Source organism: Bradyrhizobium septentrionale (genome assembly GCF_011516645.4).
Lineage (GTDB): Bacteria > Pseudomonadota > Alphaproteobacteria > Rhizobiales > Xanthobacteraceae > Bradyrhizobium > Bradyrhizobium septentrionale.
Window position 1 is genome coordinate 9,488,534 of sequence record NZ_CP088285.1, and the last position, 14,212, is coordinate 9,502,745.

12 protein-coding genes are annotated in these 14,212 nt (G+C 61.4%); all 12 read right to left on the reverse strand.

The features are described 5' to 3' along the window. Nucleotides 1–2: 2 nt before the first annotated feature. Nucleotides 3–950 carry an NAD-dependent epimerase/dehydratase family protein gene (locus tag HAP48_RS47630; RefSeq protein WP_166207651.1) on the reverse strand — a complete coding sequence of 316 codons (948 nt, stop codon included), beginning with the start codon at nucleotides 948–950 and terminating at the stop codon, nucleotides 3–5. Nucleotides 951–973: 23 nt separating this feature from the next. After that, complete coding sequence (gene asnB / locus HAP48_RS47635; protein ID WP_166207654.1) at nucleotides 974–2,890, reverse strand: asparagine synthase (glutamine-hydrolyzing); 1,917 nt, start codon at nucleotides 2,888–2,890, stop codon at nucleotides 974–976. A gap of 47 nt (nucleotides 2,891–2,937) precedes the next feature. Continuing rightward, a complete protein-coding gene (locus HAP48_RS47640) occupies nucleotides 2,938–4,266 on the reverse strand; it encodes a hypothetical protein (protein WP_166207657.1) in 1,329 nt (442 codons plus the stop codon). 44 nt (nucleotides 4,267–4,310) lie between these two features. After that, the gene (locus HAP48_RS47645; RefSeq protein ID WP_166207660.1) at nucleotides 4,311–5,810 is read right to left on the reverse strand and encodes a hypothetical protein; all 1,500 of its coding nucleotides are present in this window, start codon (nucleotides 5,808–5,810) and stop codon (nucleotides 4,311–4,313) included. After that, nucleotides 5,770–6,366: an acyltransferase gene (locus tag HAP48_RS47650; RefSeq protein ID WP_084518385.1), complete on the reverse strand. Its 597-nt coding sequence runs from the start codon at nucleotides 6,364–6,366 to the stop codon at nucleotides 5,770–5,772. The genes HAP48_RS47645 and HAP48_RS47650 overlap by 41 nt, the downstream gene beginning before the upstream one ends. Then, a complete protein-coding gene (locus HAP48_RS47655) occupies nucleotides 6,363–7,301 on the reverse strand; it encodes a Gfo/Idh/MocA family oxidoreductase (protein ID WP_166207663.1) in 939 nt (312 codons plus the stop codon). The genes HAP48_RS47650 and HAP48_RS47655 overlap by 4 nt, the downstream gene beginning before the upstream one ends. Before the next feature lie 135 nt (nucleotides 7,302–7,436). Further along, nucleotides 7,437–7,952, reverse strand: coding sequence for a transcription termination/antitermination protein NusG (gene nusG / locus HAP48_RS47660; protein WP_166207666.1), 516 nt, complete (start codon nucleotides 7,950–7,952; stop codon nucleotides 7,437–7,439). Continuing rightward, a complete protein-coding gene (locus tag HAP48_RS47665; protein WP_166215837.1) occupies nucleotides 7,952–8,590 on the reverse strand; it encodes a winged helix-turn-helix transcriptional regulator in 639 nt (212 codons plus the stop codon). The genes nusG and HAP48_RS47665 overlap by 1 nt, the downstream gene beginning before the upstream one ends. 137 nt (nucleotides 8,591–8,727) lie before the next feature. Continuing rightward, nucleotides 8,728–9,945, reverse strand: coding sequence for a glycosyltransferase family 4 protein (locus tag HAP48_RS47670; RefSeq protein WP_166207670.1), 1,218 nt, complete (start codon nucleotides 9,943–9,945; stop codon nucleotides 8,728–8,730). After that, nucleotides 9,942–11,033 carry a glycosyltransferase family 4 protein gene (locus HAP48_RS47675; protein ID WP_166207673.1) on the reverse strand — a complete coding sequence of 364 codons (1,092 nt, stop codon included), beginning with the start codon at nucleotides 11,031–11,033 and terminating at the stop codon, nucleotides 9,942–9,944. The genes HAP48_RS47670 and HAP48_RS47675 overlap by 4 nt, the downstream gene beginning before the upstream one ends. An 8-nt stretch (nucleotides 11,034–11,041) precedes the next feature. Then, complete coding sequence (gene asnB, locus HAP48_RS47680; protein ID WP_166207676.1) at nucleotides 11,042–12,856, reverse strand: asparagine synthase (glutamine-hydrolyzing); 1,815 nt, start codon at nucleotides 12,854–12,856, stop codon at nucleotides 11,042–11,044. Nucleotides 12,857–13,032: 176 nt separating this feature from the next. Then, nucleotides 13,033–14,202: a glycosyltransferase family 4 protein gene (locus HAP48_RS47685; protein ID WP_224496867.1), complete on the reverse strand. Its 1,170-nt coding sequence runs from the start codon at nucleotides 14,200–14,202 to the stop codon at nucleotides 13,033–13,035. Nucleotides 14,203–14,212 lie beyond the last annotated feature (10 nt).

Here is a 14,212-nt window from a genome sequence, read left to right on the forward strand (position 1 = left end):
GATCAGGTGCGGATTTCCGCACGCGCTTCCTTCAGGTGCGTATAACCGCCGACGACGCCTTCCTTCTCCCAGCGTTCAACGGACAGGCGGGCGATCTCGTCGAGCGAGGTGAACTCGACAGCGCCGAAATCCTTGAACGTACGTGACGGGTCGAGGAGGATCGAAGGTGCATCGTCCGGACCGAGCGGCTTCACTTCCGGCTCCGGGTAATCATTGATCTTCATGGCGCGCACCACGGAATCGTAGAGCTCCTTGATGGCGACATCCTTGCCCGAAGAGAAGTGATAGGTGCCGCGGCCGACACCATCGGCGGCTTTGACGACGACGCGCGCAAGATCACCCGCGTAGCAGAAGTCGCGGCGCGCCGGGGTGACGAAGCATTTCTGTCCCTTGGCCAGCCGCCCGTAGAAGATCGGCAGCGGCCCGGACACGTTTCGCGGCCCGATCACGTTGGCAAGGCGGAACGTCACCCATTCGATCCCGGAGAACTGCACGTAGTGCTCGCCGGCGGTCTTCGAGATGGCGTAGCTGGAATTGACCGGGTTGATGGGATGGTCGAGCGGGATCGGCGACTGCAGCGGCTTGGTGCCGTAGCAGAGCGCCGTCTGGAAGTAGATCAGACGGGATACGCCGAAGGTCTTGCAGGCCTTCGCGATGTTGGCCGTGCCGACCGCGTTCACCAATGCATCGCTGCTCCAGTCCTCCGGATCCTTGTAGGACGCAGCGGTATGGATCACGACCTCAGGCCGGAAGTCGGAGAACAGCTGATCGACCACGGCGGCATTCGCGATCGTGTCCTCGACCAGGGTCAGATTTGCGTGCTTGGTGAGATTGTCGGCTCTGCCGGTCGCATAATTGTCGATCGCAACCACCGTGTCGCCGCGCGACAGCAGCATATCGATAACCGTTGATCCGACCTGCCCGGCTCCGCCGGTTACAAATATCTTCATAGCCACCATCCAGATTGAGAAGTTTAAGCACTGACCATCGCGCGGAACTCGGCCGCCCGGTCATGAAACCGTTGGTGCCAGAGTTCCAGACTGAGAAGACCCCACGTCTTTCGGGAGAAGCGGGATTGCTCGCCAAAGCTGGAGAGCACGACATCGCTGTTGAAGAACGGGCGATGCTTCGAACGTTGTTCACCAAAGATATCCAGGACAAAGTCCTTGAGCTCGCCGTCGAACCATTCCTTCAGCGGCACCGGGAAACCCATCTTGTCGCGGCGCTGCAGCAGTGCCTTCGGCAGGGTGTCGCGATAAGCCGTCTTCATGAGCTGCTTCATCTGCCCGCCCATAAACTTCACGTCGGCCGGCACGGTAGCGAGAAACTCCACGAGGGGATGATCCAGCAACGGCACCCGGCTCTCCAGGCCGTGCGCCATGCTCATGCGGTCCTCGACGTGAAGCAGAGCCGGCAACAGGCACTTGAAGTCGAAGTGCGTCATCTTGTCGAAATAGGCTTCCTTCCGCACATTGTCCTGGTTGTTGAAAATGGCGCGGAAGGACTCGAACACCGCTTCCTTGTTCAACGCGCGCCAATCGACCTCACCGACCATGTCGGTCGAACGATCGACCAGGCGGAAGTACCTGCGATCAAGATCCGCGAACAGGCCATCGCGCCAGAATTCCTTGATCATCGGCTTGTATTCGCGCAGCAGACCGAGATTGGGCACGATCGACTCGATCGTGACCACGTAGTGGCCGCTCTGGTAGGTGCCGTCGATCGCCGCCTTGATGCATTGCTCGAAATAGGCGACCAGATACCGCGCATAGCCGCCGAGCAGCTCGTCGCCGCCCTGTCCGCCCAGCACGACCTTGACGTTCTTCGCCGCCAGCGCGGACACCATGTATTGCGGAAACGACCCCGGTCCGGCGACCGGAAAGTCCAGATGGTAGATCACGTCGCCGATGCTGTTGCGGAAGTCGGCGGCAGTGATGTCGACCATGTGGAGCGACATATCAGCCAGATCGGTCACCGTCTTGGCGTAGCCGCTCTCGTCATAGCCTGGAAATTCGAGAAAGCGGCCGTGGAATGCGTCGCGGCTGCGGTGATCCAGCTTGGAGGCCATCAGCGCAACGAGGCTGGAGTCGAGACCGCCAGACACGTAACCGCCGACCGGAACGTCGGAGCGCAAATGCACCTGCATCGAGTCGGACAGCAGTTCGGTGAAGCGCCGCTCGAAATAGGCGGGACTGCGATCGAAATCGACATCGTACTGCACGTCCCAGTACCGGGACGTCATGACGTCGCCGCCGGCGAGCCGAAGCAGATGGCCGGGCAGCAGGGCCGATATCCCCTTGAACAGGGTCTTCTTGCCGATCGTGTACTGAAACGTGAGATACTCGCTCAGCGCATCGGCGTCGGTTTCGACCTCGCTCAGGAACGGCAGCAGCGCCTTGGCCTCCGACGCGAAGTAGAAGACCCCCTGTTGCACCGTATAGTAGAACGGCTTGATCCCGAACCGATCGCGCGCGGCAAACAGCTTCTTGTTTCTCTCGTCCCAGATTGCGAAGGCGAACATCCCGCGCAGATGATCGACGCAGCGCTCGCCCCATTTGGCGTAGGCGGCGAGGATCACCTCCGTGTCCGAATGGGACTGGAACGTCCAGCCGTCCGAGAGCTGCTCGCGAAGTTCGACGAAGTTGTAGATTTCCCCGTTGTAGGAAATCACGGTGCCGTTCGCCCCCTTCATGGGCTGGGCGCCGGCGGGCGTCAGATCGATGATCGCAAGCCGACGGTGGACCAGCCCGACGCTTCCGGCGTCATCGCTCCATTGCCCCGAACCATCGGGCCCGCGATGCGCAATCAGGCTGCTCATCGCGTTGAGCGACGCGACGCGCCTTGCGACGGGATGACCGGACAGAGATGCAAATCCTGCAATGCCACACATGAATTCAGAGAACCTCGATATTCAAGATCGCTGCAAAGACACCAAAGCTATCCGCGAATTCTGCGCGCGAGTGACAGCATCTGGCGGACAAGCGTAACGACAACGGCGTGAAGGAAATTGGGTAGCAACCTGATTTCCTTCACATCCTCGATGTGATGCTGATGCGCCCGAAGAACAGCGCGGGTAAACGATTCCCGTAAGGCAAGCTCGTCTGTTACCGCACCGGTTGAGCTACCGCAATCAGGGAGTCGTCGGCCCTTCCTGACCGCCGCATCACGAACCTCCGCTAGCAGACCTGCCACGAAATTCCTATAGCGGAACTTCGGATCCTCGACCAAGGCGCGGTAACAGGCCTCGATCCGCGCCTGGTTGGCGTCCTCGTCCAGCATCTGCTCGTAGACGTCTTCGGCATTCGAGCAATCCGGCGCGAGCGCGATGTAGTGCTCACCCGCCTTCAGGGCGCCGGCGTAATTGCCGGGCGTCAGGATCTGACAGGACCGTGCGATCGCCGCCTCGAACAGACGCGGACCTGCTGCGGTATAGACGTTCCGCATATCCTGACCGGCAAAACAGGCCTGCTCCAATTCCTCAAAGCTGGCCGCCGGGTTGCGCTGCAGCCGCCGCTCGACGCATTCCCTGATCTCCCCCCTGGCGTCCAGCAGCGAACTTCCGCTCTCGCAGCCCAGGGTGAACTTGCTGTTGCCCAGAAACTGGAGCCAGGCGTCGCCAACGAGGGCGTCGCGCGCCTGCGTCGAGATATCCAGCTTCAGCTGGCGATCGGCCATGCTGGAGCGGAAGCGATCGCCCAATTCGGTCTTCACCTGGCCAATTCTTCCGAAATAGGCGGGCAGCGCCCTGGCCCTGTAGCCGACGTCGATCTCCCTGTCCTTGAACGGGACGGCAAAGCGCTGCATCAGCCCGATGTCGGCGTCGTCAACGTATCCCGTCAGCGCCTCGAGCACCCGGGCATGCTTCCGCGCGCGAGGATAGAACTCCGCATGATGGTCGTGGCAGACGGAATAGATCAGATCGACCTTCCAGTCCGAAAGCCAGTTGTCGAGTATTTCGGCGTGGTCGTACTCGTCCTGGGGCAGCGCCACCTTGACGGCATCCGACTTCGCGATGAAGTCGTAGGCATCGAGGAGCCGATCCAGCCACAGCGATTTCGGCCTCGCCCATCTCCAGCACAGAAACGTGGTGTCGAGAATGATCGCGTCGAAGGCCTGTTCGCGAAGACGGGCGGTGACGGGTTGGCGCGCGCTATGCAACGTGTATTCGTGCTGAGGGGCATATTTGACGAGTGCGAACGCGTGATTGATCGACGTACGCCGCGCCGAGCCAAGATCGTCAAGTTCGTGCAGGATAAGGATGCGCACGATCGAAGATTAACCCTGCACCCGGCAGCGTGGGACGGCAACTGTCACGCATCAATCCCGATCAGGCGACGAATTCTCGTGTGCCTCAAAACGATCCGTTTCGCCCAACGACGTAGTGGACCCGGCGTCAAACGCGCCACGTGGATGACGCCATTCGCTGCAACGACCTTCGCGATGACGACCAGACGGTGGCGCACCGTCTGCTTCGCCTTCCGCATCACTTTCTGCATCAGCTCCCGTCGCCGCGTGCGGCGCTTTTCGCGCGCGACCAATGCGACAAGCTCCCCTTCGGCATAGCACCGTTTCGTTGCCGCCATTTCTGGGTGATATCGACGGTCGATAGCGCGATCGACCTGCCGGACCATTGCCTCGAAGCTGTTGTCGGGATTGAGCGCCACCTCACGATAGGCCCGGTCGACAATCTCCTGCGCCCGCACGGGATCGCGCAGCACCTCCATGACCTCGGCCATGTTGGAATGATCCTTTTTCAGCGGCACATAGTGCCGCCAGGGCTCAAGCCTTCCGGAATAGGTGCCCTCGTACAGGATCATCAATGTTTGCAGCGCGGCCGCCTCGAAGCATCTCGGCGAGATGACGGCAAGAATGACTCGGTTGTCCTCATCCTTGAAATACAGATCGCGCAGCGTTTCGAAGCTCGCCGACGGATCGCGGGCCAGATGTTGATCCACGTTGCGCTGAATCTCGCCGGTGAAGTCGCAAACGCTGGCACCACTTTCGGTGCCGAGGACAGCCTTGCAGTTGGCAAGGAACTTGATCCAGTTCTCGCCGTAGATGCGGTCTTCCTCGCGCGTGGACATGTCGCAGGTCAGTCCGTACTGGGCGGCATCCGCCTCAAACCGACCGGAAATCAGCCATTTCTCCTGAGCGAAGCTTCCCAACCAGTCGGGAACCTTTCTCGCGCGGTAACCGACATCGATGGATCGATCCTCGAGACGCGGCACTGTCCTATCGAGCAATTCACCCGGAACGTAGCCGGTAAGCACGGTTTCCCGGACGACATTCGGCAGCCGATCCTGCGGATAGTAGTCGTCCATGATCTCCTGCGGGACGACACTGAACAGGATATGGACGCCGAGTTGCCGGAACGCGGCCATCGTGTCGTTGATCCAGCGATACTCATCCTGGATGAAGGCGGCCTTCAGCCCCTTGAACCTGCAAATGGCGGCCCGCAGATTCGGGCCGATATAGGTGTCCATGCAGGCGACGAGAGAATAGTGGATGATGACACCGTCAAATCGGTCGAGCTCGAGCAGATTGGAGACGTCGCCCCTCGAGTTGAAGATCTGGATCGAGTGCCTGGAGAACTCCTTGAGACCCATGACGTGGTCAATGATCGTGGAGGCGCTGCCTGGCATGAAATCGCAAAGCAGCAGAAACTCAAGACGCCGAAGATTGGGCGCGTCGACCGCGGTGAGCGGAGGAGCCGGATGGGTGACTGGGATCATCTGGGTTAACTGAAGTTGGTTTGGAAAAAACGCCAGCCTAGTGCTTCTCTTTGAGAAGGCATCGACCATCAATTTCAACGTAAGCTTCGCCGGACCGCGGACACTTCAGATCGTTATCGAGCCGCTCGCCGGCCCTGCTCATCCAGCCGATCCTTCTTGCGGGATTTCCTGCCATCAATGCAAACGCAGGGACATCCTTCGTGATCACCGAACCGGCCCCGATGAAGCAGTATTCGCCCAACGAATGCCCGCAGACGATGGTCGCATTGGCACCGATGCTCACACCACGTCCGATCGGCGTCTTGCGAAACTCATCCTTCCTGGAAACGTCGGCGCGCGGATTGTTGACGTTCGTGAAGACGCAGCTCGGACCGCAAAACACGTCGTCCGCAAGCTCGACGCCGTCATAGATCGAGACGTTGTTCTGGATCTTGCAGCCGTTTCCGATCCTCACGTTTGGACCGATCATCACGTTCTGGCCGATCGAGCAATTCTCGCCGATCACCGTGCGCGACAGAATATGGCAGAAGTGCCAGACCTTGGTGCCGCGTCCAAGCACGGCACCGTCGTCGACGTAGCTCGATTGATGGATCAACACGCCGGGGAAGCGCGGATCCTCGCGCATCTCGCTCATTTGTGCATCGCCTTCTGGGCAAAGGCGTGAACGCCATTGCTTCGAACGAGCGGCGCCGTGCGGAACGTGGAAACGATATCGATCGAGGGGCGGACTTCGTCCAGACGGAAGCCGCGGCCGGCGACGATCTCTTCATAGCTCCTGGTATGGAGATCGGTGAATCCTTCGGAGAACTCGACCTCTTCGCCATCGACGGTGATGGAGCGAAAGGTCGTCTTCTTGCCTTTCACGCTCTCCGGCAGGTCGTTGCGGTCCAGCGACAGGAACCAGCTCACGTCAGCGCGCTCGCATTCCAGCGAGCCGGCAGCCCGCTCCGGCTCGCGCAGATGCGCCTCGTTGCGGCTGGCGGGCCCGAACACGAAGCTCAGCATGTCGAAGAAATGCACCCCGATATTGGTGGCGACGCCGCCGGACCTTTCCTCGGCGCCCTTCCAGGAGGTGTGATACCAGCGCCCGCGCGACGTGATGTAGGTGAGTTCCACCTTGTGGCGCTTCTTCGAATTGGCGAAGCGGTCGCGAAGCGCGATGATCGCCGGATGCAGGCGCAATTGCAGAATGGTGGAGATGCGCCGGCCGGTATCGCGCTCGATGGCCGCCAATCCGTCGATGTCGCCGGGATTGAGCACCAGCGGCTTTTCGCAGATGGCATCCACCCCGGAGCGAAGCGCAAATCGGCAGTGCGCGTCGTGAAGGTAGTTCGGCGAGCAGATCGTCATGTAGTCGAGCTTTTTGCCGTCGCGCTGCAACGCACCGACGTGGCGATCAAACAGCTCAAATTCCGTAAAGAACTCGGCATCCGGAAAATGGCTGTCCATGATTCCCACGGAGTCATTGGGATCATAGGCCACCGCGAGCTTTCCGCCGGTATCGGCCATCGCCCGCATGTGCCGTGGCGCGATGTAGCCGGCGGCACCGATCAGCGCGTAGATCGTCATGAAATTCCTCTCTTCGAACTTTCTGCTTTGTTTAGGCAAGCTGTTTGCTTCAGGCAAGCTACCGCACTCGGGGTGAATCGAGCGTCACACCCAAGCCCAAATAAATCCATCACGCCCGCCAGGCAGCGGACGCACTCAAGCCGCGGCGATCAGATCCGCCCCGACAAGAACGCGAACCTTGCGGCCCAGCAGGTTCAAAAGAACAGCCACGCGATGGTGATCGCTGGCATCTTCGACGAGCGCAAGACTATCGACGAATGCACCCTGGACAATTCGCACGGTGTCACCGGGCGAGAAAGCCGGCCTGCGTACGAGCTGGATAAATCCGGCTTCGTCCTCGCGCGCTTTCAGCGTGTCGATGACGCCACTTTCCACCGCGGCCGGCCGGTCGCCCACGCACACGAGATGCGAAACACCGAGCGTCGATTGAATGGCACGCCAGCGCTGGGCCGCAACATCGATTGCGACGAACAGGTAGCGCGGGAATAGCGGCCGCGGCACCAACTCCACCTTCCGCGCATGACTGCGGCGTCTCTGATAGCGGGGAAGGTAAGTGGCGAAGCCCTGCCGCACGAGGCCCGCCGCCGCCTTGGCTTCGGCATTGACCTGTGTCTGCACGACGTACCAGCGCGAATCGGGCTGCATCGCCATCACGCCCCCTGTGGCTGCTTTGGACGCAAGCCCAGCAGGTCTGGAGCGAGCACTTTCTCTGCGCCGAACTTGCTGACCGCCTGGTCGAATACATTTCGCGCGCCGGTCAAATGGGTCACGACGACCGCATCAAACGGCTCGTCCACCAACGCGTAGGAGGAAACCACCCTGACTCCGATGAACCGGGACGCGGTTGCATCGGGGTCAACGATCGCAAGGACCGAGATCGGCCCGTCGACCGCGCACAGGATCGCGATTTCGCAAAGGTCCGATTGTCCGGCAAGCACAACCCGCCTGAAGCCACGCGCCTGCGCGCGTTCAAACAGCTTGCCATATTCATCCTTCGCCTTGCGGAAGAGCGAAAAGGAGTCGGACAGGAATTGGACGGTGAGCCGCGATTTCTCGGAGAAGCCCTGCGGCGTGAGGTAGTAGGCATATCGCCGCGCGGGCGCCGACCCGACCTTGACGAAGCCCTTCTTGATCGCCCGCTTCAGGTAAGCGTTGACCAGACCGAGCGCGACGCCCAGTTCGGCCGCGATGTGCCGCTGCGATTGCGCGCCATCCGCCTCAAGAGAGGTGAGCAGCCCGAGCACGAGCCGGTCGCTGTCATTCTCATCCGTCGGTAGAGTCCCTGCCATCACGCCTATCCCCACTGGAGAGGCTGATAGCGCGTTCACACGATGAACGTCAAGCAAATTCGTTCACGCCATGAACATCGCAACTATCTGATTATAAAAGAATTTATCTCGCGATCCTGTGTCGCAATGGCCACACTTCAGACCGGATCACGGGGCTCGGCCAGATACTGCGCCGCGAGCGTCGAATAGCTGTATCGCTGCGCGGCGGCGACACGATCGCCGCGCGGACGCGCCGGACCGTCGAGGGCGGCGCGCAGGGATGCCGCAAGCGCATCAGCATCATCAGGTGCGCATCGCGCGGTCACCAGATCCTGGAGCCCGGCCAGCGCCCGCTCTTCGCAGGCAATGACGCTGCGCGGCGCGAACAGGCAGTAGTCGAACAGCTTGTTGGGACTGATGCCATGGTGATAGAGCGCGTTCTTGTGGAAGGCGACGACCGCGCAATCGGAAGCATGCAGCATGCCGTGCACGACCGATCGATCGACTTCATCGTGAAACTCGACATTGCCAAGCGCGACCGCCCGCTGTTCGAGCGCGGCTCGCGAGGTCCCTGAACCGACCATCACGAAACGAATCTCGGAGTTCGATTTGCCGAGGATGGCAGCCGCATCGAGAATGGCCTCCACGGCGTTCGGAGGACCCATGCCGCCGGCGTAAAGCACCACGCGCCTGCCCTGCTGCTTCAGCAGATTGATGCGATCGGTCAGGGGGTGACGAAGATTGTCGATCGTCAGTGCGCTCTGGATCTCGCCGTCGGAGACCCCGTTCGGGATCCACATGAACCTGCCGGCCGGCAAGCCACGTGCCCGCATATGGGGTTCCGCTCCGGCCAGCAGGCAGATCACGCGATCTGCCGCGCGATACGCCGAGCGCTCCTTCCAGCCGAGCACCTTCATCAGCGGATGCCATGCCGGGGTCATTCCGAGCGCGATGATGCTCTCCGGCCAGAGGTCGCGGACCTCCAGCCAGAACCTCGCATCGAAACGCCGCGCGACCTGTTGCGCCACTGAGATGAAGAATAGGTGCGGGCTCGACGCGATCATCAGATCCGGTTTGCCGAACTGTGCGGCAATTGCAGCCGCCGCTGAGCCGAAGGCCGGCCCAAAGCTCAAATTGTTGCGGAGCCGCCCCAGGCTGCCGCTGCCATAGCGCGGTGTATCGAGAAACCAGAAGTCGATGTCGTTGATCCGCTGCGGCCCCGGAACGCGCGGCTGCCTGTGCAGATGATGGAAGGCGGCGCTGACCACCACCACCCGGTGCCCCATCTTGCCCCAGGCGTCCGCCAGCCAGAATGGACGATAGTGACGCCCCAGGCCGGGTCCGCCAGCAAAGGGATGCACCAGCCAGATGTTCATGCTGCCGCCCCGGGCGAAGCAAATCGCTGGTAGAGGTCGTTGAGTTCCGCCGCGTCGTGCTGCCAATTGAAATTCCCGACAACCGCCGCCCGTCCCGCCAGCCCCAATCCGATCGCCATTTGAGGGTCGTCCGCGAGCCTGGTCAGGCTGTCGAGCAGCGCCGCGCGATCCCTGAGCGACACGACGATGCCGCAGCCCGCCGCCTCGACGATCTCCTTGGATTTCGGCAAATCACTTGAAATGACAGGTAGCCCAGCGGCCATATATTCAAAAAGCTTCGTTGGAAGTGAGAGTAAATAATTCGGTTCGGGCAATAGCAGGTTGAGTCCGATGAGACTTTCGTTCAGCAGTGTCGCGATCTCAGCGCGTCCCAGGCTGCCCCTGTATGACACGTCGGCGGATGATTTCTCAAGCCAGGCCTGTTCTTCGCGGCCGATGGTTCCCGCGAGCACGAGCGGCAGACGCACCGCGGCGCATGCTTCCACCATTTCGACCAGCCCGCGATCGAAACTGGTGCGGCCCACGTAAACCGCCTGGCGCTGCCGCTTTGTGGTCGGCGTCGGTTCGATGAATTCGTCGAGCCGCACGGTGTTCCTGACCAGCGTGACATTAGCGCCATAGCTGTGAAAGCGATCCGCTATCGCTGGTGTCGCAGCCACGATCGCATCAAAGCGCCGCGCGGCGCTCCGCTCCACCAGTTCCATCGCGCGCGCCACGAGAGGCCGCATCCAGGGCCAAATCCACCGCTTGGAATGGATGTCCGACGGCACGTCCTCGTGAACATCATAGACCACCTTGCAGCGTCGGCTCTTAAGCAAGAGCGCGAACGGTATCAGTTCCGGATCGTGGAATTGCACGACGTCGGCCCCGGATGCGCGGGCAAGTGCAATTGCCGCCCTCCCCGCGACCCACGGGCGCTTCCAGCGCGCGACCGAGGGCTGCTCGATCAGTTTGAACACGATGCGTCCGGCGTCACCTGGGCGCGGCGGCCGCGCCACGACGGTCACCTCGTGACCTGCCTCGGACAGGCTTCGCGCTTCCTTCTCAACAATTCGAATGTCGTTGGCCGAATGGACACTCGACAGCATACAGATCTTCATGGGGCTCCAACCCGGAAGCGTTCGCCCCAGAGCGCCACGCAATAGAGCCGCCAGCGCATTCCGAGGTCGAGCCGGTGGAATTTCCTCTTGACTGCAGCCATGTCGACGTAGCGGGCTAGCAGCGCGCTGCCGATCACCTTGTCATACATCACAGGCGAGTGTCGGTTGAGCCAGAGCTGATCGGGAGCGGCAAAGCCGATCTTGTCCTTGCGCCAGCAGATGTTGGCCGGAAGAACATCCTGCATGGCTGCGCGGAGCGGCCATTTTGTCCAGCCGTGATTGACCTTGGTCCGGGTCGGCAAGCCCAGTGAAAATTCGACAAAGCGGTAGTCGAGGAATGGCAATCGTGTTTCGATGCCGAACCGCATCGAATTCTTGTCCTCGAAGCGCAGCAGCATCGGCAGGTTGGTTTCGGTAATCTCCAGAACCTGCATCTCCCGTGCATCGTTCGTGTTTCGCGCAAAACGGCGAAGCGACTCCGGCAGGGCTGGACTTTTCAGGAATGCGTATCGCCAACGATAGACGCCGGCTCGCAGTCCCGCCAGGCTGGCCCCGAACAAGTACATCAACAGGCGGCTGGCTGAAACGCCCGCGTTCCTGGCCGCGCCGAAGGCGGAAAAAAATCCGCGCACACCCGAGCGATGAAAGTGGTCGCGGAGCCAGGCCGCATAATAGCGATGATATCCGAGCAGCGTTTCATCGCCGCCCTGACCGTCGAGAAGCACAATCACGCCGTTCGCGCGCGCCGTCTTCATCACCTCATACTGCATCATGATCGAGGGGCCTCCGAATGGCTCCTCCTGAACCTCGAGCAGGGTTTCCGCCGTCGAGGCGAAATCCTCGTAGCCCGGCTTGGTGCGCAACCAGTTCAGCTCGGCGCTTGCCACGATTTCGGCGGCGTACGCTTCCTCGTTATTGGCGGCCTGCTCGCTGACCGCGGTGATGGCAAAGAAGCGATCGTTGGATGTGGTCGCATAGCGCCGTGCCGCCAGCGTCGCGACGCTCGAACTGTCCAGTCCTCCCGACAGGCAGGTTCCGACGCGAACGTCCGAACGCAGGCGCAGACGTGTTGCGTCGTCGAGCAGCTCTCGCAGCAATCTGGCGGCATCCTGCCCGTCCGCCACGTCCGGGCGAGGCGCCAGCGAATAATAGCGCTCCGTCCTGATCCGGCCCGTTGCGACATCGACGCGCATCTTGTGTCCGGGGGCGAGCTTCTCGATGCCCTTGAAGAAGGTCCGATTGGTATGGTCGCTGAGGCCGCAGACCAGAAAATCCCTGACAAGATCGTCGTCGGCGACGGAGCGCCCGATCAACGGCAGCAACTGGCGAATTTCTGAGCCGAATGCGAACTGCGTCGCCGTGTCGGCATAGTAGAATGGCTTCACACCGAAGCGATCACGCGCGCAGAACAGCGTATTGTCGCGCTCGTCATGGATTGCAAACGACCACATGCCGTTGAAGCGCTCGAGGCAGTTTTCGCCCCAATGGACATAGGCGGCCAGCAGGACCTCGGTGTCGGACGCGGTGTGGAAGACATGTCCGAGCGCCTCGAGTTCCGCGCGGAGCTCGAGGTAGTTGTAGATTTCACCGTTGTAGGTGATCCAGATCGGCAGCAGCCTGTCGCGCATCGGCTGCGCGCCGTCTTCGGTTAGATCGATGATGGCGAGGCGCCGGTGTCCCAACCCGACATTGCCACTGACCCTCACCCCACGCCCATCCGGCCCGCGGTGCGCGACCAGATCGGTCAGTCGATCGACTTGATCAGCATCAACGAGCCCGTTCTTGGCGATGAGGCCGAATATGCCGCACACGTGGGACTAACCTGTTGGTCTGGGTTTCGTGGACAATTCGACAGGACGCGCAGTCTGGCCGCCGCGGCATGACATCCGACCCAGCGCCTGAGCTCTCCTCTACCCCGTTCACGCGATGAACGTCAACCTCACCGGGTGAAGCAGCGCCCGCGCGATCTGCTGTGCGATCTCAGCTTCTATCTTGCGACTGGCTCACTGATCTCCTGACCGGCAGCCCGCCGCATGGTGGCCGCAAAGCTCGCCGCAAAGGCGCGGACGCTGTCGTCCTGATGCGGGACGACGTTCCGGACGACGAGCCCGCGCGCCTCCTGTGAAACTTGCATTAGGTGGTCTGCGAGCGCGACCGGATCATTGACGCCGAAATAGCGCGCAGCCCCGTCGGTCTGCTCCTTGTGCACGTCGAGATCGGACAGGATCATCGGAACGCCGAACGACTTCGCCTCCTCGACCGTCGTGCTCCATCCCTCGAAACGCGATGGATTGATCAGTGCGGTTGAAGCCCGCAGCAGCGCGTAGACGTGTGACAAGGGGATCGTCCCAACATGGCGGAAATGCGCATCGAGGCCGCGCTCGCGAACCTGCGCGTTGACCTGTTCGTAGTAGCCCGGCTCGCGGCGGTCCTCGGTGCTGCCGGAGGCACAGACCACCACGTTGGCGCCGCGCTCCTTCAGGATCGTGAGCGCGTCGACCACGAGTTGGTGGTTCTTGTGACGGTAGAACTGATTGGGCAGGTAGAAATAGTTTTCCGGCAGGCCGTAGGTCGCGATCACCTCGGACGGATCCGTGTTCAGCAGAGCGGCCGGCGGCTGGGTTGCGAAGCGAACCACGCTGACCCGGTTTCTGGCATGTGGGTAGTAGGCTTTAAAATCGCGAAAGGCGCTCTCGCTGCTCAGCATGATGGTTCGCCCCGACGCCATCTGAACGCGAAAACCGATCTCGCGGCGCCAGCGTGCCGTCCTCGGAAACAACTGAGGCAGCGAACGGTGCTGCAGATCAGGAATCCATGCCACGGCCGGAATCGCCAGTCGCCAACCGAAGAAACGTGCCGCTTCAACGACAACATCCGCACGCGCGGAACGAAACGCCGCGGCGGCTCCGGGGTCCAGCCCAAGCCCCAGTGCCGCGGCTAAACCTGGCTGTCCATCGAATGCTGCCGACCGGACCACCTCAACACCCGGTGTTGCGGCAAGCTCCGCGAGTTCATTCTCATCGGCTGTGTTCCCGGCAAAGACGACCGGAACGAATTCGCCCGGCCGGAACCGGCCGAGCGCGGCGAACAGATTGCGCTGGTAATTGAATCCGCCGGCCCAAAGCCGGCGCGAAATGTGACTGAACGCGATCCGCAACGGGAGCGAC

Coding starts and splice junctions, on each gene's coding strand:
- HAP48_RS47670 (WP_166207670.1), bottom strand. CDS start 9,945: ATGAACATCTGGCTGGTGCATCCCTTTGCTGGCGGACCCGGCCTGGGG.
- HAP48_RS47630 (WP_166207651.1), bottom strand. CDS start 950: ATGAAGATATTTGTAACCGGCGGAGCCGGGCAGGTCGGATCAACGGTT.
- HAP48_RS47665 (WP_166215837.1), bottom strand. CDS start 8,590: ATGGCAGGGACTCTACCGACGGATGAGAATGACAGCGACCGGCTCGTG.
- nusG (WP_166207666.1), bottom strand. CDS start 7,952: ATGGCGATGCAGCCCGATTCGCGCTGGTACGTCGTGCAGACACAGGTC.
- HAP48_RS47650 (WP_084518385.1), bottom strand. CDS start 6,366: ATGAGCGAGATGCGCGAGGATCCGCGCTTCCCCGGCGTGTTGATCCAT.
- HAP48_RS47675 (WP_166207673.1), bottom strand. CDS start 11,033: ATGCTGTCGAGTGTCCATTCGGCCAACGACATTCGAATTGTTGAGAAG.
- asnB (WP_166207654.1), bottom strand. CDS start 2,890: ATGTGTGGCATTGCAGGATTTGCATCTCTGTCCGGTCATCCCGTCGCA.
- HAP48_RS47655 (WP_166207663.1), bottom strand. CDS start 7,301: ATGACGATCTACGCGCTGATCGGTGCCGCCGGCTACATCGCGCCACGG.